The 19,891-nt window shown below is 72.0% G+C and carries 15 protein-coding genes; 11 read left to right on the top strand and 4 right to left on the bottom strand.

What is annotated here, in order from left to right; genetic code table 11:
- Window positions 1-15 precede the first annotated feature (15 nt).
- Genes ACSTA4_RS07595 through ACSTA4_RS07585 form a run of 3 tightly spaced genes read left to right on the top strand, consistent with a single transcriptional unit; the run spans window position 16 to window position 4,084 of the window.
- Entirely contained in the window at window positions 16-1,497 is a 1,482-nt protein-coding gene (locus ACSTA4_RS07595) for an FAD-linked oxidase C-terminal domain-containing protein (protein ID WP_248773995.1), read from the top strand.
- 37 nt (window positions 1,498-1,534) lie between these two features.
- Window positions 1,535-2,734 carry an FAD-binding oxidoreductase gene (locus ACSTA4_RS07590; RefSeq protein WP_444962950.1) on the top strand — a complete coding sequence of 400 codons (1,200 nt, stop codon included), beginning with the start codon at window positions 1,535-1,537 and terminating at the stop codon, window positions 2,732-2,734.
- Between the two features lie 27 nt (window positions 2,735-2,761).
- Window positions 2,762-4,084 carry a (Fe-S)-binding protein gene (locus ACSTA4_RS07585; protein WP_444962949.1) on the top strand — a complete coding sequence of 441 codons (1,323 nt, stop codon included), beginning with the start codon at window positions 2,762-2,764 and terminating at the stop codon, window positions 4,082-4,084.
- A 1,739-nt stretch (window positions 4,085-5,823) separates the two neighbouring features.
- Here ACSTA4_RS07585 and dapF read toward each other — a convergent pair.
- A complete protein-coding gene (gene dapF / locus ACSTA4_RS07580) occupies window positions 5,824-6,648 on the bottom strand; it encodes a diaminopimelate epimerase (RefSeq protein WP_019606877.1) in 825 nt (274 codons plus the stop codon).
- A 74-nt stretch (window positions 6,649-6,722) separates the two neighbouring features.
- Between dapF and miaA the strand changes: the two genes are divergently transcribed.
- From miaA to ACSTA4_RS07565, 3 genes are all read left to right on the top strand, one after another.
- On the top strand, window positions 6,723-7,715 hold the full coding sequence (miaA, locus tag ACSTA4_RS07575; protein WP_416024408.1) for a tRNA (adenosine(37)-N6)-dimethylallyltransferase MiaA: 993 nt from the start codon (window positions 6,723-6,725) through the stop codon (window positions 7,713-7,715).
- 221 nt (window positions 7,716-7,936) lie between these two features.
- On the top strand, window positions 7,937-8,722 hold the full coding sequence (locus ACSTA4_RS07570; RefSeq protein WP_444962948.1) for a TetR/AcrR family transcriptional regulator: 786 nt from the start codon (window positions 7,937-7,939) through the stop codon (window positions 8,720-8,722).
- A gap of 17 nt (window positions 8,723-8,739) precedes the next feature.
- Window positions 8,740-10,005 carry a cytochrome P450 family protein gene (locus ACSTA4_RS07565; protein WP_444962947.1) on the top strand — a complete coding sequence of 422 codons (1,266 nt, stop codon included), beginning with the start codon at window positions 8,740-8,742 and terminating at the stop codon, window positions 10,003-10,005.
- A 133-nt stretch (window positions 10,006-10,138) separates the two neighbouring features.
- Here ACSTA4_RS07565 and miaB read toward each other — a convergent pair whose 3' ends face one another.
- Window positions 10,139-11,605, bottom strand: a complete 1,467-nt coding sequence (gene miaB / locus ACSTA4_RS07560) for a tRNA (N6-isopentenyl adenosine(37)-C2)-methylthiotransferase MiaB (protein ID WP_308211818.1) — start codon at window positions 11,603-11,605, stop codon at window positions 10,139-10,141.
- Window positions 11,606-11,919: 314 nt separating this feature from the next.
- Here miaB and ACSTA4_RS07555 point away from each other — a divergent pair, with 314 nt between their 5' ends.
- The 5 genes from ACSTA4_RS07555 to ACSTA4_RS07535 all read left to right on the top strand — a co-directional run bounded on the left by ACSTA4_RS07555 (window position 11,920) and on the right by ACSTA4_RS07535 (window position 17,772).
- Complete coding sequence (locus ACSTA4_RS07555; protein ID WP_013151724.1) at window positions 11,920-12,663, top strand: amino acid ABC transporter ATP-binding protein; 744 nt, start codon at window positions 11,920-11,922, stop codon at window positions 12,661-12,663.
- A gap of 44 nt (window positions 12,664-12,707) precedes the next feature.
- Complete coding sequence (locus ACSTA4_RS07550) at window positions 12,708-13,559, top strand: glutamate ABC transporter substrate-binding protein (RefSeq protein WP_444962946.1); 852 nt, start codon at window positions 12,708-12,710, stop codon at window positions 13,557-13,559.
- Window positions 13,560-13,637: 78 nt separating this feature from the next.
- Entirely contained in the window at window positions 13,638-14,312 is a 675-nt protein-coding gene (locus tag ACSTA4_RS07545; protein ID WP_212641023.1) for an amino acid ABC transporter permease, read from the top strand.
- Window positions 14,309-15,448, top strand: coding sequence for an amino acid ABC transporter permease (locus ACSTA4_RS07540; RefSeq protein WP_444962945.1), 1,140 nt, complete (start codon window positions 14,309-14,311; stop codon window positions 15,446-15,448). Before ACSTA4_RS07545 ends, ACSTA4_RS07540 begins: the two co-directional genes overlap by 4 nt.
- A gap of 179 nt (window positions 15,449-15,627) precedes the next feature.
- Window positions 15,628-17,772, top strand: coding sequence for a dipeptidyl-peptidase 5 (locus tag ACSTA4_RS07535; protein ID WP_444962944.1), 2,145 nt, complete (start codon window positions 15,628-15,630; stop codon window positions 17,770-17,772).
- A gap of 269 nt (window positions 17,773-18,041) precedes the next feature.
- On the opposite strand, the gene recX is transcribed toward ACSTA4_RS07535, so the two are convergent.
- Window positions 18,042-18,626 carry a recombination regulator RecX gene (gene recX / locus ACSTA4_RS07530; RefSeq protein ID WP_047871767.1) on the bottom strand — a complete coding sequence of 195 codons (585 nt, stop codon included), beginning with the start codon at window positions 18,624-18,626 and terminating at the stop codon, window positions 18,042-18,044.
- Complete coding sequence (recA, locus tag ACSTA4_RS07525; protein WP_444962943.1) at window positions 18,619-19,755, bottom strand: recombinase RecA; 1,137 nt, start codon at window positions 19,753-19,755, stop codon at window positions 18,619-18,621. The genes recX and recA overlap by 8 nt, the downstream gene beginning before the upstream one ends.
- Window positions 19,756-19,891 lie beyond the last annotated feature (136 nt).

The raw sequence follows: 19,891 nt of genomic DNA, 5'->3' as shown, positions 1-19,891 counted from the left end.
AACCGGGAGGCGCCCATGTCCGAGACCGATACGGCACAGGCGGCCGTGGCCGGGCTCGTCCCGCGGCTGCGCCGGATCTGCGGCGAGGACGGCGTGCTCACCGACACCGCCCGGCGCCGCACCTACGAGAGCGACGGGCTGCCCCACCACCGCGCCCTCCCCGGCGTCGTGGTGCTGCCCACCACCGCCGACCAGGTCGCCGCCGTCGTGCGCTTGTGCGCCGAGAACGGCGTGCCCTTCGTCCCGCGCGGCGCGGGCACCGGCCTGTCCGCGGGCGCCCTCCCCCACGCCGAGGGCGTCCTGCTGGTCACCTCGCGCATGCGCCGCGTCCTGGAGATCGACGTCGAGAACGAGTGCGCGGTCGTCGAACCCGGTGTGGCCAACCTGGACGTCACCCGCGCCGCCGCGCCCCACGGCTACTACTACGCGCCCGACCCCTCCAGCCAGCAGGTGTGCTCCGTGGGCGGCAACGTCGCCGAGAACTCCGGCGGCGCCCACTGCCTCAAGTACGGGTTCACCGTCAACCACGTGCGCGGCCTGGACATCGTCACCCCCTCCGGCGAGCAGGTGAGCCTGGGCGGCAAGAACCCCGGCGCGCACGGCTACGACCTCGTCGGGGCCTTCATCGGCTCCGAGGGCACCCTGGGCGTGGCCACCCGGATCACCGTCGGCCTCACCCGGTCGCCGGAACGCACCGTCACCCTGCTGTCGGCGTTCGCCTCGATGGACGCGGGCGGCCGGGCGGTCAGCTCCATCATCTCCGCCGGGGTGCTGCCCTCGGCCGTGGAGATGATGGACGCGCTGGCCATCGAGGCCGCCGAGAGGGCCGTGGCCTGCGACTACCCCGCGGGTGCCGCGGCCGTGCTGGTCGTGGAGCTGGACGGGCCCGCCGCGGAGGTCGAGGCGCAGCTCGCCGAGGTCACCCGGCTGTGCGCGGAGGCGGGAGCCTTCGAGACCCGCACCGCCGACGACGCCGACGAGCGCGCCCGGATCTGGAAGGGCCGCAAGTCCGCCTTCGCCGCCGTCGGCCGGATCAGCCCCGCCTACATCGTCCAAGACGGAGTCGTCCCGCGCACGGCCCTGCCCGAGGTGCTGCGGCGCATCACCGAACTGTCGGCGGCCTCGGGCATCCGCGTCGCCAACGTCTTCCACGCCGGGGACGGCAATCTGCACCCGCTCGTGCTCTTCGACGACGCGGAGCCGGGCGCGGCGGAGCGGGCCGAGGAGGTCTCCGGAGCCATCCTGGACCTGTGCATCGAGCACGGCGGCTCCATCACCGGCGAGCACGGGGTGGGCGTGGACAAGGCGTGCAAGATGCCGCGCATGTACGGCCCCGACGACCTGGCCACCTTCGACCTGTTCCGCCGGGCCCTGGACCCGGACGGGATCGCCAACCCGGACAAGCTGCTGCCCACCCCGCGCCTGTGCGGCGAGCGGCCCGGGGTGCGCACGGGGGTGCACCCGCTGGTGGAGGCGGGAAGGGCCGAGCAGTTCTGAGGCGCGGGCGGACCGCGGGCACGGGGGGGGAGAACGCGTGACACTCGTCGAGGGACCGGACGCCCGGGGCGGCGCCCAGCGCGAGGGAACCGGCGCCGACGCGGTGGGCGGCCTCGTCCCCGCGCGCGTGGCGCGTCCCGCCGACACCGGGGGTCTGGGCCGGGTCATGGCGTCCGCCGCCCGGGAGGGGCTGACCGTCGTCGCGCGCGGCGGGGGCACGGCCCTGGACTGGGGCGGCCTCCCCCGCGGGTTGGACCTGCTCGTGGACACCGCCGACCTGTCGTGGATCGAGCACATCGCGGGCGACCTGGTGGTGGAGGTGGGCGCGGGAACCCCCGTGGCCGAACTGTACGACGTGCTGGCCGCCGCCGGGCAGCGGCTGTCGGCGGACCCCGTGCGCACGGGCGGCACCGTGGGCGGGATGGTGGCCACGGGCGTGAGCGGACCGCGCCGCCTGCTCACCGGGGCGCTGCGCGACCTGGTCATCGGGATGACGGTGGTGCGCGCCGACGGCGTGGTGGCGCGCAGCGGGGGCCGGGTGGTCAAGAACGTGGCCGGGTACGACCTGGCCAAGCTGCACACCGGCGGCCTGGGCACCCTGGGCGTGATCGCCTCGGTGGCCTTCCGCCTGCACCCGCTCCCCCGCGCCCTGCGCGTGCTGACCCTCCCCGCGTCCTCCGCCGAACACGCCGAGCGCCTGCTGAAGGCACTGCGCGGATGCACGGCGACGCCCGCGGCGGTCGAGCTGGACTGGCCCTCGGCGGGCCTGCGGGTGGTGCTGGAGGGAACCCCGGACGGCGTCGGGTCGCGGGTGGCCGAGATCGCCGCGGCCACCGGCGCGGAGCCCGAGGTGGCCGACGCCCTGCCCGAGGGCTGGGGCGTGCTGCCCTCCGAGGGCACGCTCGCCCTGGTGTCGGTGCCGCCCGCCGAGAGCGTGCGGGCCGCGGTGCGGGTGCACGACCTGTCCGGCGCGGGCGTCAGCGGCTCGGCCCGGGCGGGCGCGCTGTACGCGTCCTTCCCGCCGGGCGCCGGGGCCGCCGAGGTGGCGGCCGTGCTCGACGGCGTGCGTTCGGTGCCCGGCTGGACGATGACCCTGCTGCGCGCGGAACCGCACGTCCATGCCGCCGGTGTGGACCTGTGGGGCGAGGTCGCCGGACTGCCGCTGATGCGGGCGGTCAAGGACTCCCTCGACCCCGGACACCGCCTGGCCCCCGGGCGCTTCGCGGGAGGCATCTGAACACGTGCGCACACCCTGGGAGGGCCCGTGACCGACCCGACGACCGCGGACGAGCGCGACCGGCTGTTCTCCGACCTGCTCAACGACTGCGTCCACTGCGGCTTCTGCCTGCCCACCTGTCCCACGCACGTGCTGTGGGGCCAGGAGATGGACTCGCCGCGCGGGCGGATCCACCTGATGGCGCAGACGCACGACGAGGACGTGCTGACCGAGGCCGCGGTCGGGCACTTCGACAACTGCCTGGGCTGTCTGGCGTGCGTGTCCGCCTGCCCCTCGGGGGTGGCCTACGACGCGCTCATCGACACCACCCGGCACCGGGTGGAGAGGGAGCACGAGCGGCCCGCGGGCGAGCGGGCGCTGCGCGGGGCGATCTTCGCGCTGTTCCCGTACCGGCGCAGGCTGGGGCTGCTGCGCGGGCCGCTGCGCGCCTACCAGGCCAGCGGCGTCTCCTCACTGGTGCGGCGCACGGGGCTGCTGGAGCGGATCTCCCCCGCCCTGGCCACCATGGAGCGCATCTCGCCGCCGCTGTCGTCTCCCCCTCCCGCCCTGCCGGAGCTGGTGCCCGCGGTGGGGCGGGCCCGGGCGCGGGTGGGCATGCTGGTGGGCTGCGTGCAGGGCGCGTTCTTCCCCGAGGTCAACACCGCGACCGCGCGGGTGCTGGCCCTGGAGGGCTGCGACGTGGTCATCCCCCGCGCCCAGGGCTGCTGCGGGGCCCTGTCCGGGCACGCCGGGCGGATGGAGGAGTCGGCCGACCTCGCCCGGAGCCTGATCGAGGTGTTCGAACGCGAGCGGGTGGACCGGATCGTGGTCAACTCGGCCGGGTGCGGGTCCAGCATGAAGCACTTCGACCGCACCCTGGCCGAGGCGGGCGCGGACCGGGCCTGGGTGCGCCGGGGGCGCGCCCAGGCCGAGCGGGTCGCGGACCTCACCGAGTTCCTGGTGGAGCTGGGACCGCGGGTCGAGCGCCATCCCCTCCCCCTGCACGTGGCCTACCACGACGCGTGCCACCTCTCCCACGGCCAGGGCGTCACCCGGCCGCCCCGCGCCCTGCTCGCGGGGATTCCGGAGCTGCGGGTGTCCGACCTGCCCAACGGCGAGATCTGCTGCGGCTCGGCGGGGGTGTACAACCTGCTCAAGCCCGATGCCGCCCGCGAGCTCGGCGACCGCAAGGGGCGGGACGTGGCCTCCACCGGCGCCGACGTCCTGGTGTCGGGGAACCCGGGGTGCTCGCTCCAGATAGCCTCCGCCATGGACCGCGCGGGTTCGCCGGTGGCGGTGACCCACACCGCCCGGGTGCTGGACGCCTCCCTGCGGGGGCTGACCGTGGCGCGGTTGCTGGGACGTCGCTGAGCGTTCGGTGGCGGAGGCGGTTGACGGGGGTTGCGGAGGTGGGAGTTCGCCTTCACGTCCGCCCGGGGAAACTGTGGATTTTAATGCTTTTGTGGGTTGAGGGTGTCTGATCGCGCTCACGCCAGCCCGTGGGGGTTTTGAACCCCGACTCCAGGGGGGTTTGTACCCCGACTCCAGGGGGGTTTGAAGCCCGGCCGTGTGGTGGTTGAACGTGCACGGTGCTGCCCTCCTTAGACACGGCGGGGTACAGACGGATAAAGGCTGTGCTGGGTAGGGGTGTGGGGGGTGGCCGTAGGTCCCAGGCTCCCCGCCCGGACATAGGGGGTTTTCTCCAGTGCTGGGGACCACGCGATGCGCACGTCGGTTGTCCAGGGGGTGAGCGCATCGCGTGCTTCGCCCCGGTTCTCCAGTGCCGCGGTCGAGGGCACGTCCGCGAAGTGCGTGATAAGCGGCTTAGCCACCGCTCCACGCCGTCACTATTCACTTTTTCCAGACCCCGCCGCTGGGGGTGGTACGAACGTGCACGTATCCGCCCTCCAGAAGACAGGGGGTGAAAGGTACGCGTTACGCGCGGCCTGGAGTGGAGGGGGGTTTGCAGCTCAGCCACAGGCAGGTAGTCACGGATCAGGCCATTGCCCTCCCGCACCACACAACAAAACCACGGGGTTGAACCCGAAGGGACGTACGCCCAAAAACAGCAGCCACCGGAGGCGCGCTGGAATTGGGGTTGTGGCTTGGGTTAGCCTGTCGCTCAGTAGGAAAAACAGCCAGACGCAATCGCGAAAAATAATAATAGAATAAAAATGGAAAACAGAGGAAAGAAGGTCGTGGTTCAGGTTCCGCGTACGTGCACGGTCTGTGGTTGAGGTCGCGCGTACCTGCACAATCTGTGGCTCGGATTCCACGTACGTACAGGGTCTGTGGCTCGGGTCCCGCGTACGTCCACGGCTTGTGGCTCGGGTTCCACGCATCTGCACGGTCTGTGGTCGAGGTCGCGCGCACGTACAGGGTCTGTGGCCGGGCTTTGCTGCACGCTCTACAACCCCCTGTCTTCTGGAGGGCGCAAACGTGCACGTTCGTACCACCCCCAGCGGCGGGGTCTGGAAAAAGTGAATAGTGACGGCGTGGAGCGGTGGCTAAGCCGCTTATCACGCACTTCGCGGACGTGCTCTCGACCGCGGCACTGGAGAACCGGGGCGAAGCACGCGATGCGCTCACCCCCTGGACAACCGACGTGCGCATCGCGTGGTCCCCAGCACTGGAGAAAACCCCCTATGTCCGGGCGGGGAGCCTGGGACCTACGGCCACCCCCCACACCCCTACCCAGCACAGCCTTTATCCGTCTGTACCCCGCCGTGTCTGAGGAGGGCAGCACCGTGCACGTTCAACCACCACACGGCTGAACTTCAAACCCCCCTGGAGTCGGGGTTCAAAACCCCCTGGGGTGGGAGTTCAAAACCCCCTGGGGTGGGAGTTCAAAACCCCCACGGGCTGGCGTGAGCGCGATTAGACACCCTCAACCCACAAAAGCATTAAAACCAAAACCTTCTACCAGCCAACGCGTGCGACAACGTGCGCGCTCAACCATCCTGGAACCCGAATCCAAACTCCCCCGGACCGGGTTCAGCGACGACTTCTGCGCTCAACCACCCCGGGAGCGGAATTCAACCCTCCACCAGCCGAGGTCAGCGCGAGCGCACACCCCACGGCCCCAGGCTCAGACCAAGACCAGACCAAACTCAGATCAGGCTCGTCTCGCCCTCGGCCACGATCACAGCCGGTCCGCTCAGCCTCGCGCCGTCCGCGTCCAGGAAGACGGTGCACTCGCCCCCCAGGACCCGCACCCTCCAGGTCGCGCCCTCCCCGCGGGGCGTGGCGGCGGCAGCGGCGGCGACGATCCCGGTCCCGCAGGAGCGGGTCTCCCCCGAACCGCGCTCGTACACGCGCATCTCCAGCACGCCCGGAGCCACCTCGCGGTACACCTCGACGTTCGCCCCGGCGGGGAAGGCCTCCACGTCCAGCACCGGCAGCTCGCTCAGGTCCACCTCGGCGACCGGTACGGTCACCTCGCAGGCCAGGTGCGGGTTGCCCACGGAGATCTGCTCACCGTGCACCACCTGCCGGGCGAGCTTGGCGGAGGAGGTCCCCTGCATCTCCACGCGGCCCATGTCTATGGTGATGCCGCCGTCGGCCTCCACCTGGACCTCCTTGGCCCCGTCGCGGGTGCCCACCTCGAAGCGGTCACCCTCGACGAGCCCGGCGTGCAGCAGGTAGCGGGCGAAGACCCGCACACCGTTGCCGCACATCTCGGCGATGCTCCCGTCGGCGTTGCGGTAGTCCATGAACCACTCGGAGCGCTCGGCCGTGCGGGCGGCCGGGGCGAGGGCCTCACCGAGGGCACGCGTGCGCACCACCCGCAGGACGCCGTCCGCGCCGATCCCGGCACGGCGGTCGCACAGCAGGCGGACGGCCTCCTCCGTGAGGTCGAGCTCCCCGTCGGGGTCGGGGAGGATCACGAAGTCGTTCTCTGTTCCGTGGCCCTTGGCGAATCGCATGCCGACCATCCTAGGCGCGCACGACCACCTCCCCCGTCCCGCTCCGCGGTCGGGCAGGGCCCGGGGCTGACTACGCTGGAGGAATGATCAAGGTGATCGCGGTCGTCGGCCCGACCGCTGTGGGCAAGTCGGACCTGGCCGTCGAGGTGGCGCTGCGGCTGGAGGAGCGCACGGGACGCCGGGGCGAGGTGATCAACGCCGACTCCATGCAGCTCTACCGCGGCATGGACATCGGCACCGCCAAGCTCACCGATGCCGAGAGACGCGGGGTACCCCACCACCTGCTCGACGTGTGGGAGGTCAGCGAGCCCGCGGACGTGGCCAGCTACCAGGACATGGCCCGCGACCGCGTCGAGCAGTGCGCCGACCGCGACGTCATCCCGGTCCTGGTCGGCGGTTCGGGCCTGTACGTGCGTGCGGTCCTGGACCACCTGAACTTCCCCGGCACGGACCCCGCGGTCCGCTCGCGCCTGGAGGCGGAGCTCGGCGACGTCGGCCCGGGCGTCCTGCACGCCCGCCTGGCCGAGGCCGACCCCGCGGCGGCCCGCGCCATCCTGCCGGGCAACGGGCGGCGGATCGTGCGCGCCCTGGAGGTCATCGAGCTGACCGGGGAGCCGTTCACCGCGAACCTGCCCGACCACACCTCCTTCTACCCGTGCACGCAGATCGGCCTGACGGCTCCGCGCACCGAACTGGACGAGCGCATCGGCACCCGTGTGGACCGCATGTGGGAGCAGGGCCTGCTGGAGGAGGTCCGCGAGCTGGACAAGCTCGGGCTGCGCGAGGGCCGGACCGCCTCGCGCGCGCTCGGTTACGCGCAGGCGCTCGCCCAGCTGGACGGCGAACTGTCCGAGGAGGAGGCCAAGGCGGACACCGCCCAGGCCACCCGACGGTTCGCCCGCCGCCAGGAGTCGTGGTTCCGGCGCGACCCGCGGGTGCGCTGGCTCCCCCACGACTCCCCCGACCTCGTGGAACGCGCTCTGGCCCAGGTGGAGCGGGCGCTGTCGGGGACCTCGGACGAGCCGGGCGAGGCGCTGGTGGACGTGTCGACCTGGGTGCCCCGCTCCGCGCGGTGACCCCGCGGCGGGTCCGCGTCCGCCGCACACCCGCCCGTACATGACGGCCGGGCCCGCCGAGGGCCCGGCCGTCAGTCCTGTACGACCCGTTTCCGCCTTCCCCCCGAAAACCCTTGCCCCTGCCTCCCGGGTGGCCTACTTTGACTGTGTGACCAGTTTTGAAATCTGGTCACACAGTCAGAAGAGGGGAGGTGGGGATATGGTCATCGGCGTCAACACGCGTGGTCAGCAGCACCTCGCATGCCCTCGACTCGCAGGAGTGCACCGTGGCCCCATCCACACCCCCGACCGCCAGCGAGCGCGAACTGCGCGCCGACCGCATCCTGGACGCGGCGGAGGAGCTGATGGTCGCCTGGGGACACCGCAAGATCACCATCGAGGACGTCGCCCGGCGGGCCAAGATCGGCAAGGGGACCGTCTACCTGCACTTCTCCACCAAGGAGGCACTCCTCCTCACGGTGGTCATGCGGGCGCAGCTCGGCGTGCTGCGCCAGATCCTGGACTCCATGCGGGCCTCACCCGAGAACGTCCGGCCCAGCGAGGTCGCGCGCGCCCTCTACCTGTTCCACCTGGACTCGCCGACCATCCGCGCGCTGTTCGCCAACGGAACCGAGTCCCTGGGCAACCTCTCCCGCGACGCGGCCGCCCTGGTCGGCGACACCGTCCTGGAGCGGCAGAGGGCCCTGCGGACCTACTGGGACCTCCTGCGCGAGCACGGCCTGCTCAACGGAGACCGCTCGCCCGAAGAGCAGCTGTACGCCTACAACTCCCTGGTCATGGGCCACCTGGTCACGCCCCCGGTACTGGAGAGCCAGGGCATGCGCGTGCCCGACCACGGCACGCGCGCCGAACTCATGGCCAGGAGCATCCGTCTGCTCCTGGAACAGGACGCCTCCCCGGAGGACACCCGTCGGGCCCGGGACAGGGCCCTGGCGCTCTTCTCCGCGCTGGACGAGCGCATGCACTCGGAGATCACCCGGCAGAAACAGACGACACGCTCCACCTGAGCCCCAGAGGAGGGCCCATGACAGCCGCGACCCCGTCCGACGAACTGATCGACCTGCGCTCCCCCGAGTTCACCGCCGACCCCCTCTCCGTGATCGACCGGGTCCGGGCCGCGGGCGGCTCGGCACCGGCCCTGTTCGTGGACACCCAGGAGGCCGTCCTCTTCGTCGACGACGAAGACGTGCGGACCATCCTCAGTGACCGGCGCTTCGTGCTGGACCCCGCGAACGTGCCGGGGGATCGGGCCTCCACCACCCGCTCCGACGCGCTCAGGGGGCTGGGCATCCGCCCCGACCTGATCACCTACCTGACCGAGTCCCTCCTGGACAAGGACGGCGGCGACCACACCCGGCTGCGCAAGCTGGTCTCGCGCACCTTCACCGTGCGCCGGGTCAACGAGCTGCGGCCCTCGGTCCAGCGCGTCACCGACGACCTGCTCGCGCGGCTGCCCGACCTCGCCGACGGGGACGGGGTCGTGGACCTCATGCCGCACTTCTCCTACCCGCTGCCGATCGCGGTCATCTGCGACCTGGTCGGCGTTCCGGAGGAGGACCGCGGGACCTGGCGGGCGTGGAGCGACCAGCTGTCCCGGTTCGACCCCACCAGCCCCGAGCTGATGAACGACACGCTCGGCGAGATGATCGGCCACATCGAGGGGATGCTCGCCGAGCGCCGGGCCCGGCCGAGCGAGGACCTGCTCGGCGCCCTGGTCAGGGCGCGCGACGAGGACGGCGGGCGCATGAGCGAGAGCGAGCTGATCACCCTGGTGTTCACCCTCGTCATCGCCGGGCACGAGACCACCGCGCACCTGCTGGGCAACGGCGTGCGGGCCCTGCTCGACCACCCGGTCCAGTGGGAGATGCTGCGGCACGACCCCGGGCTGCTGCCCTCCGCCGTGCACGAGATGCTCCGCTACGGAGGCACCGCCGTGATCTCCAAGGCGCGGTACGCGGCCGAGGACGTCGAACTCAGGTGCGGCCGCCTGGCCGCGGGCGAGCGGGCGATCGCGGTCCTGGCGGGCGCCAACCGCGACCCGAGGGTCCACCCGGACCCGCACCGGTTCGACATCACCCGCCACCAGGGCAGGCCCGGCGAGGAGCACGTGGGGTTCGGCCACGGCATCCACTACTGCCTGGGCGCGGCCCTGGCCCGCCAGGAGGGCGAGGTGGCGGTCGGTTCCCTGCTGGCCACCTACCCCGGCCTGTCCCCGGCCCCCGGCCGCGAGCCCCTGCCCGGACGGGTGCCGGGCGCGATGCGGTTGGACAGCCTGCCCGTCCGGCTCTGAGGCCCCGGCCCGCACGCCCGCTCCGCGCGGCTCCCGTCGGGGCGAAGGCGGAACGGCCGTCGGCCCGGCCGCGCGGACGGCAGCGGCCCCCGGCGCCGATGCGCCGGGGGCCGCTGCCGGTGTGGTCCCGGGGTCAGATCTCGCAGCAGCCGCCCGCCGGGGCGGGCTCCTCGGCCGGAACGCCGATCCGGGGCATGCCCAGGAGCACCTGCGGCTTGCTCTCCTGGACCGGTCGGCCGTTGCGGGCCGCCCAGGCGTCGCCCGCGCGGGTGCGCCGCAGGGCGCGCACGCCGGAGTCGGCCACCAGGTGGTGCGGGGCGGCGTAGGTGACCTCCACGGTCACCGTGTCGCCGGGGCGGGGGTCGTCGCCGTCACCGACCGCGAAGTGCACGAGGCGGTTGTCGGGGGCGCGGCCGGACAGGCGGCGGTGCTCGCCGTCCTTCCTGCCCTCGCCCTCGGCGACCAGCAGCTCGACCTCGCGGCCGACCAGCTTCTGGTTCTCCTCCCAGGAGATCTGGTCCTGGAGGTCGACCAGGCGCTGGTAGCGGTCCTTGACCACCTCCGGCGGGACCTGGTCCTCCATGGTCGCGGCCGGGGTCCCGGGGCGCTTGGAGTACTGGAAGGTGAACGCCATCGAGAACCGCGCCTCGCGGACCACGTGCAGCGTCTCCTGGAAGTCCTCCTCGGTCTCGCCGGGGAAGCCCACGATGATGTCGGTGGTGATCGCGGCGTGCGGCATGGCGGCGCGCACCTTCTCCACGATGCCGAGGAAGCGCTCCTGGCGGTAGGAGCGGCGCATGGCCTTGAGGACCCGGCTCGACCCCGACTGGAGCGGCATGTGCAGCTGCGGCATGACGTTGGGGGTCTCGGCCATGGCCTCGATGACGTCGTCGGTGAAGTCGCGCGGGTGCGGGGAGGTGAAACGCACCCGCTCCAGCCCCTCGATCTCGCCGCAGGCGCGCAGCAGCTTGGAGAAGGCCTGCCGGTCGCCGAAGCCGCTGCCGTAGGCGTTGACGTTCTGGCCGAGCAGGGTGATCTCGCTGACGCCCTCGTCGACCAGGGCGCGCACCTCGGCGAGCACGTCGCCGGGGCGGCGGTCCTGCTCCTTGCCGCGCAGCGCGGGCACGATGCAGAAGGTGCAGGTGTTGTTGCAGCCCACGGAGACCGACACCCACGCCGCGTACGCGGACTCGCGGCGGCTGGGCAGTGTGGAGGGGAAGTGCTCCAGGGACTCGGCGATCTCCACCTGCGCCTCCCGCTGGACGCGGGAGCGCTCCAGCAGGGCGGGCAGGGAGCCGATGTTGTGGGTGCCGAACACGACGTCGACCCAGGGCGCGCGGCGCACGATCTCGCCGCGGTCCTTCTGCGCCAGGCAGCCCCCGACGGCGATCTGCATCCCCGGGTTGGCGTCCTTGACCGGGCGCAGGTGCCCGAGGTTGCCGTACAGGCGGTTGTCGGCGTTCTCCCGGACCGCACAGGTGTTGAAGACGACGATGTCTGCGGTGGTGTCCTCGGCTGCGCGCGCGTACCCAGCGTCCTCCAGCAGACCGGAGAGGCGCTCGGAGTCGTGGACGTTCATCTGGCAGCCGTAGGTCCGCACTTGGTAGGTACGACTCTGGCTCACGGGACCAGGCTATCCGGTGCCGTGGACCGCGCGGAGACCCCGGGAGGAACCCGCTGCCCCCGCCCGGGGCCTTCCCCGGGGCGCCGCGGCGGACGGGGAGGCGGAACGCGTCCGGAAGTGGCCGATGTGAGACGCTGGAGAACGGAACCGCGACGCGGAGCGACAAACGGTCATTTAACCGCCCAAACCCATAACAGTTTCGCCGATCACGCCGTAACAAGTCTGCTACTCCACAGACGGGCGGCGATTTCGTGATGACACGGCAACATGGACCCATTAGGTTCCCCAACATGACCTCAACTCCTCTCGTCGTGCTGGAGAACGTCAACAAGCACTTCGGCGACCTGCACGTGCTCCGCGACATCGATCTGACGGTTAACTCCGGCGAGGTGGTAGTCGTCATCGGGCCGTCCGGTTCCGGCAAGTCGACGCTGTGCCGCACGATCAACCGCCTGGAGACGATCGACGCCGGCACCATCACTCTGGACGGACAGCCGCTGCCCGCGGAGGGCCGCGGCCTGGCCCGGCTCCGCAGCGACGTGGGCATGGTCTTCCAGTCGTTCAACCTGTTCGCCCACAAGACCGTGCTCCAGAACGTGACCCTGGGCCCCACCAAGGTCCTGCGCATGAACAAGGCCGAGGCCGACGCCCGGGGCATGGAACTGCTGGAGCGCGTCCGGATCGGCAACCAGGCCAACAAGTACCCGGCGCAGCTCTCCGGTGGCCAGCAGCAACGCGTGGCGATCGCCCGCGCCCTGGCGATGAACCCCAAGGTGATCCTCTTCGACGAGCCGACCTCGGCCCTGGACCCGGAGATGGTCCAGGAGGTCCTCGACGTCATGACCGACCTCGCCTCCGAGGGCATGACGATGGTCGTGGTCACCCACGAGATGGGCTTCGCGCGCCGCGCGGCCAACCGGGTCGTCTTCATGGCCGACGGACAGATCGTCGAGGAGAACACCCCCGACGAGTTCTTCACCAACCCCCGGTCCGAGCGCGCCCAGGACTTCCTGTCCAAGATCCTGACCCACTAGGTTTCCCCGCGTTCTTCGCACGAAGCAAGGAAGAGGTACCCCACATGCGAGTCCGTCGCATCAGCACCATCCTGGGCGGCACCGCGGCCCTGGCCTTCGCCCTCAGCGCCTGTGGCACCGCCGACGTCGGCGGCGGCAGCGGTGGCGGCGAAGGCGGCGGCGAGGGTGGCGGCGACACCATCACCATCGGCGTCAAGTACGACCAGCCCGGCCTGGGCCTGCTGGACGGCGACGCCCCCGTCGGCTTCGACGTGGACGTGGCCACCTACATCGCCGGCGAGCTGGGCTACGAGCCCGAGCAGATCGAGTGGACCGAAGCCGCCTCCGCCAACCGCGAGTCCTTCCTCCAGCAGGGCACCGTCGACATGGTGATCGCCACCTACTCGATCACCGACGAGCGCCGCCAGGTCGTCGACTTCGCCGGACCGTACTACGTCGCCCAGCAGGACATCCTGGTCCAGGCCGACAACGAGGACATCCAGGGCCCCGAGGACCTGGCGGGCAGGGTCCTGTGCTCGGCCTCCGGCTCCCGCTCGGCCAACAACATCGTCGACGACATGGGCATCGACGCCGAGCTGCGCGAGGCGGGCAACTACTCCGAGTGCCTGTCCCTGCTGGGCAACGGCACCGTCGACGCGGTGACCACCGACAACACCATCCTCGCGGGCTTCGCCGCGCAGGACCCGGGCACCTACCGCGTGGTCAACAACCCCTTCGGCGAGGAGCGCTACGGCGTGGGCCTGCCCGCCGACTCCACGGAGCGGTGCGAGGAGGTCAACGCCGCCATCCAGAAGATGTGGGACGAGGGCTACGCGACCGAGGCCCTGGAGACCGCCTTCGGCGAGACCGACTTCGCCTACGAGGAGGCCGCTCCCGAGGTCGACGCCTGCCAGTAGGCTCCCCTTCCCCGACCGTGCGCCCCGCGGCGGGGCCGTCCCCGGCCCCGCCGCCCGGCCCTTGACCAGCTGGGACCCATGGAAGCCTTTCTCAGCAATATCGACAGGGTTGTCGACGGTTTCTCATGGACCGTCCGGCTCACCCTCCTCAGCGCCCTCTTCTCCTTCGTCCTGGGCGTCCTGCTCACGGCCATGCGGGTCTCCCCCGTCCCGCTCCTGCGCGGCATAGCCACCGCCTACGTCGAGGGCATCCGCAGCACGCCCCTGACCCTGGTCCTGCTCTTCTGCGGTCTGGGCCTGAACAGCGCCCTGGGAATCGCCCTGGCCGACAGCGTCGCGTGGGACGTGTTCTGGTGGGCCGTCATCGGCCTGTCCGGCTACACCGCCTGCTTCGTCTCGGAGTCGCTGCGCGCGGGGATCAACACGATCCCCCTCGGCCAGGTGGAGGCGGCCCGCTCGCTGGGCCTGACCTTCACCCAGAACCTGCGGATGATCGTCATCCCGCAGGCGCTGCGCACCGTCGTCGGCCCGCTGGGCAGCGTGCTCATCGCGCTGATCAAGAACACGACCGTCGCCTCCGTCGCGGGGCTGGGCGTTCAGGAGGCGTCCAGGGAGATGAAGCTCATGTTCGACCAGGGCATCGCTCCGGTCCTGCCGACCTTCGTCGGCTTCGCGATCGGCTTCCTGATCCTGACCCTGCCGACCGGCTACTTCTTCGGCTGGCTCTCCAAGCGCGTGGCGGTGGTCCGATGAGCGCGCAGAGCTCCGTCCTCTTCGACGCCCCCGGCCCCAAGGCCCGCAGGCGCAACGCCCTCTACACGGTTGTCACCGTGTTCCTGGCCCTGATCGGCCTGACCATCCTGTACCTGGGGTTCAACGGCACCCTGCGTGACACCGGGTTCTCGCTGTTCAACCCGCTCACCTGGGGGCTGCTGGGCGAACCGGCGACCTGGGCGGTCAACCCCGCGGGCGAGTGGGCTTCGGACAAGTGGGAGCCGTTCCTGCGGCCCGACACCTGGACCGACTACGTCATCCCGGGTCTGCAGAACACGCTGACCGCGGCGCTGACCGCCTCGGTCCTGGCCATCGTCTTCGGTCTGGTGTTCGGCATCGGCCGCCTGTCCGACAAGTGGTGGATACGCGTTCCGGCCGGGGCCGTCGTGGAGTTCTTCCGCGGCATCCCGCTGCTGATGCTGATCTTCTTCACGATGGCGCTGCCCATCGTGGCCTACCAGGTGTTCGACATCCCCGCGGGCACCTTCCAGGTCTCGGCGCTGGCCGCCGTCGTCACGGGTCTGACCCTGTACAACGGCTCCGTGCTGGCGGAGGTCTTCCGCGCGGGGGTCCTCGCGGTGCCCAAGGGCCAGTCCGAGGCCGCCCAGGCCATCGGGATGACCCGGGGCCAGAACATGCGGATGATCCTCATCCCGCAGGCGATCACCGCGATGATGCCCGCGATCGTGGCGCAGCTCGTGGTCCTGCTCAAGGACTCCGCGCTGGGCTACATCATCGCCTTCCCCGAGATGCTGCGCAGCTTCACCCTGCTGGCCACGCGCGAGGGCAACGTGATCCCGGCCGCGATCATCTGCGCGGCCATCTACATCGCCATCAACCTCTCGCTGAGCCGGGTCGCCATCTGGCTGGAGCGGCGCAACGCCCGCCGCGGCAGGCCCTCGGCCAAGCCCGCGGGCGGCGAGGACGTCCCGGTCCGGCCCGCGGGCACCGGCGGCGGCTTCGGCGACGGCACCGCCAAGGTCAGCGGCCCCGCCGGCTCCGTGGCGGTGGAGCCCACCGTGCAGGAGCCGCTGCCCGACGCGCTGGACGAGTCCCGGCCGGCGAAGCCCGACGACGGCGACGACGCGGACGGCAAGGGGGACCGGAAGGACTGACCCCTCCTTCCCCACGGCCGGTACGGCCCCGTGCGCGCCCCTCGGCGCGTACGGGGCCGTCGTCGTCGCGACCCGCGGAGGGCGGCGCGCGGAGGGCCCTTCGGGACTGCACAAGCGGGCGAACGAGGACTAAGGTCGACATGTCATCGCATCGAATCCTCGACCCACCCTGAGCGGACATGTCTGAACTGTCGAGCCCCCACGGCTCCTGGCCATCGCCCATCAGCGCCGGTGACGTCGCCCGAGGAGTGCGGCGGATGGCGTTCCCGTCCGTCGCGGGCGCGGAGGTCTGGTGGGAGGAGGGCCGTCCCGAGGAGGGGCGGACCACCCTCATGCGGCGCGACGCCGACGGAACGGTGACCGAGCTGCTGCCCGCGCCCTGGAGCGCGGGGACCCGGGTGCACGAGTACGGCGGGCGCGCCTACCTGCCGGTCCCGCGCCGCGACGACAAGGCCATCACCCGCATGGGCGTGGTGTTCTCCCACTCCTCCGACCAGCGCCTCTACCTGCTGGAACGCGGCTCCTCGGAGCCGGTGCCGCTCACCCCCGACGACGGCGCCTCGCGCTACGCCGACCCCGCGCTGAGCGCGGACGGGCGCGCCGTGCTGTGCGTGCGAGAGAGGCACGGGGAGGGGGCGGTCCGCCGCTCGATCGTGTCGGTGCCGCTGTCGGGCCGGGGCGCGCAGGACCCCTCCGCGGTGCGCGAACTGGTCTCGGGCGCGGACTTCTACGCCTCCCCCACCCCGTCGCCGGACGGCGCCCACCTGGCCTACGTGCGGTGGAACCACCCCAGGATGCCCTGGGACGGCAGCGAACTGAGGGTGGGCGCCCTGGGCGAGACCGGGCTGACCGGCGAGTACACCCTCAAGGGCGGGGTGGACGAGTCGGTGGTCTCCCCGACCTGGGCCGACGACGCGACGCTGTACGTGGCCTCGGACTGGCCGGGCTGGTGGAACCTGTACCAGGCGGGGATGACCGGGCAGGCGCTGGCGCTGTACCCGGCCGAGGAGGAGTTCCACGCCTCCCCCGGCCGCCTGGGCAACCGGTCTTTCTGCGTGCTGGACTCGGGCCGGGTGGTGGCGCTGCACGGGCACGCCGACCTGACCCCGAGCGTGTACGACCCCGACACCCTGGATCTGACGCCGGTGGTGACCGGCCTGACCACGTGGTCGATGCTGGACACCGACGGGCGCTCCGTGGTGGCGGTGGCCTCCTCGCCGACCGAGCCGCCGTGCCTGGTGCGGCTGGACCCGGCCTCGGGGGTCGTGGAGGTGCTGCGCCGGGCCGCCGAGGAGCCGCCGGACACCGCCTACCTGCCCGTGCCCCGCCAGGAGACGCTGCCGGGCCGCTACGGGGCGCCGGTGCACGCGAACGTCTACCCGCCGACCCACCCCGACGCGTCCGCGGACGGCCCCGCGCCGTACGTGGTGTGGGCGCACGGCGGCCCGGTGTCGGTCAGCACGCTGGAGTTCGACCTGGCCAAGGCCTACTTCACCAGCCGGGGGATCGGTGTGGTGGACGTCAACTACGGCGGTTCCACGGGGTTCGGGCGCCCGTACCGCAAGCGCCTGCACAAGGAGTGGGGCGTGGTGGACGTGGAGGACTGCGTGGCCGCGGCCCGGGCCCTGGTGGAACAGGGGGTGGCCGATCCCCGGAGACTGGCGATCCGCGGTCCGAGCGCGGGCGGGTACACGGCGCTGATGGCGCTGACCGGGGACACGTTCGCGTGCGGGGTGTCCCTGTTCGGGGTCACCGACCTGCTGGGGTTCAGCGAAACCACGCACGACTTCGAGTCGCGGTTCCTGGACTCGCTGGTGGGGACGCTGCCGGGGTTCGTGGAGCGGTACCGGGAGCGCTCTCCGGTCAACCGCGCCGGGGAGATCGACGTGCCGGTGCTGCTGGTGCAGGGCCTGGAGGACAGGGTCGTGACCCCGGACCAGGCCACGGCGATGGCGACGGCGCTGGGGCGGCGAGGGGCGCCGTACGCGCTGGTGGAGTTCGAGGGCGAGGGGCACGGGTTCACCGGGCAGGAGGCGAGGATCCGCTCCCTGGAGTCGGAGCTGGCCTTCTACGCGCGGGTGTTCGGGTTCGAGGCCGACGTGGCGCCGCTGGAGCTGGTGACCGTTCCGCCGGAGACCGGGGAGGGCGCGGAACCGGCCTCGGAGGTCGCCGGGGAGCCCGGGGACACCGAGGACGCCGGGGACGCCGGGGACGCCCCGAGCGCGGAGGACGCCGCCGGCGCGCTCGCGCGGGACCCCGGACGGGACGGCGGGTCCCCGAGGCCCGCTGAGGCCGCCGCCGGTCCGACGACCGCCGGCGACTGACCCTTCGGAAACGGAGCGGGCGGGACGGGCGGTCCCCACGGTCGGCGGAGGACACCACCGCCCCGACCGCTGGCGGCGGCTGACCCTGGGCGGGTCCGCGGGCCCTTCGGGACCGGGAGGGGGCGGGGCGTCCTCGGAGCCGTCCCCGTACACCGGTCCGGGTCCTCGGGTGCCTCAGTCCTTCGGGGTGCCCACGTGCAGGCGGTCGCCGTCGGGGACGGAGCCCGGACGGCGGTGACGGCGTCCCCGGCGGGATCGGCGGTGACGGCTCAGAAGTCGGGGTCGGGGGCGTGGAGTTCGGCCTCCACGCCCTCGCGTTCGAGCTCCTCGCGGACCACCCGGTAGGCCAGGCCCGCGGAGTAGCCCTTGCGGGCCAGGAAGCCCAGGGCGCGGCGGGTCCGCGTCTCCTGGTCCCTGCCCCGGGTGGCGGCCAGGCGGCGGCGCGCCAGGTCGCGGGCGGCCTCCTCCTCGTCCTGGTCGCTGAGTTCGCCGACGGCCTCCCGGACGGTGTCCTCCTCCACGCCGCGGGTGCGCAGCTCCTGGGCCAGGGCGCGGCGGGAGAGCCGTCTGCCGTGGTGGCGGGAGGACACCCAGGCCTGGGAGAAGGCGGCGTCGTCGATCAGCCCGGCCTCGCCGAACGTGTCCAGGACCGAGGTGACGACCTCCTCCTCGTACTCCCGGCGGTGCAGGGCCCGCTCAAGCTGGGCGCGGGTGCGCGGGGAGTGGGTGAGCATCCGCAGGACCAGGGCGCGGGCCTCGGCCTCGGGGTCCTTCCCGGGCGGGGCCGCCCCGCCCGGGAAGGGGCCGTCGTCCTCGGAGTGGTGCCGGTCCGGGGACCGGCCCCCCTCACGCATCAGCCGCGGGCGCCTTGGGAGTCCTGGCCGCGGCGCGCTTGGCGGGAGCCTTGGCCGCGGCGGCCGGGTCCGCATCCGCCTCCGCGGCGGCCTTGGCCGGTTCGGCGGCCGGGCCGGAGGCGCTGTCGTCGCCCTTGACGGGCACACCCAGCTTCTCCTTGATCTTCTTCTCGACCTCGTTGGCCATGTCGGCGTTCTCGCGCAGGAAGTTGCGCGCGTTCTCCTTGCCCTGGCCCAGCTGGGTGCCCTCGTAGGTGTACCAGGCGCCCGACTTGCGGACGATGCCGTGCTCCACGCCCAGGTCGATGAGGCTGCCCTCGCGCGAGACGCCCACCCCGTAGAGGATGTCGAACTCGGCCTGCTTGAAGGGCGGCGCGACCTTGTTCTTGACGACCTTGACGCGGGTGCGGTTGCCGACCGCGTCGGTGCCGTCCTTGAGCGTCTCGATGCGGCGCACGTCCAGGCGCACCGAGGCGTAGAACTTGAGCGCCTTGCCGCCGGTCGTCGTCTCGGGCGAGCCGAACATGACGCCGACCTTCTCGCGCAGCTGGTTGATGAAGATCGCGGTGGTGTTGGTCTGGTGGAGCGCACCGGCGATCTTGCGCAGCGCCTGGGACATCAGGCGGGCCTGGAGTCCGACGTGGCTGTCGCCCATCTCGCCCTCGATCTCGGCGCGGGGCACCAGGGCCGCCACGGAGTCGATGACGATGATGGAGACCGCGCCGGAGCGGATGAGCATGTCGACGATCTCCAGCGCCTGCTCACCGGTGTCCGGCTGCGAGAGCAGCAGGTCGTCGGTGTTGACGCCGATCTTCTTGGCGTACTCGGGGTCGAGCGCGTGCTCGGCGTCGACGAAGGCCGCGATGCCGCCCATCCGCTGGGCGCTGGCCACCGCGTGCAGGGCCACGGTGGTCTTACCGCTGGACTCGGGGCCGTAGACCTCCACGACGCGGCCCCGGGGCAGGCCGCCGATGCCGAGCGCCACGTCGAGCGCGATCGCCCCGGTGGGGATCGACTCCACCGGCGGGCGGTCGTCGTCGCCCAGGCGCATGATGGAGCCCTTGCCGAACTGCCGCTCGATCTGGGCGAGCGCTGTTTCGAGAGCCTTGTCTCGGTCTCCAGATGCCACGGGATACCCCTGTTGTTGGGTGGATGCCTTTTTCTTCATGGTGAGCACGACGCTACGCGGTCGCTACGACAATCGCGACGTCCCACGTCCGCCTGTGGATAACCCACCCTACCCGAACCTGTGTTCGATGCGGCGT

The organism is Nocardiopsis sp. M1B1 (genome assembly GCF_052466615.1).
The sequence above is the reverse complement of the archived record's forward strand: the minus strand, read 5'-3'. Positions and strand labels throughout refer to the sequence as shown.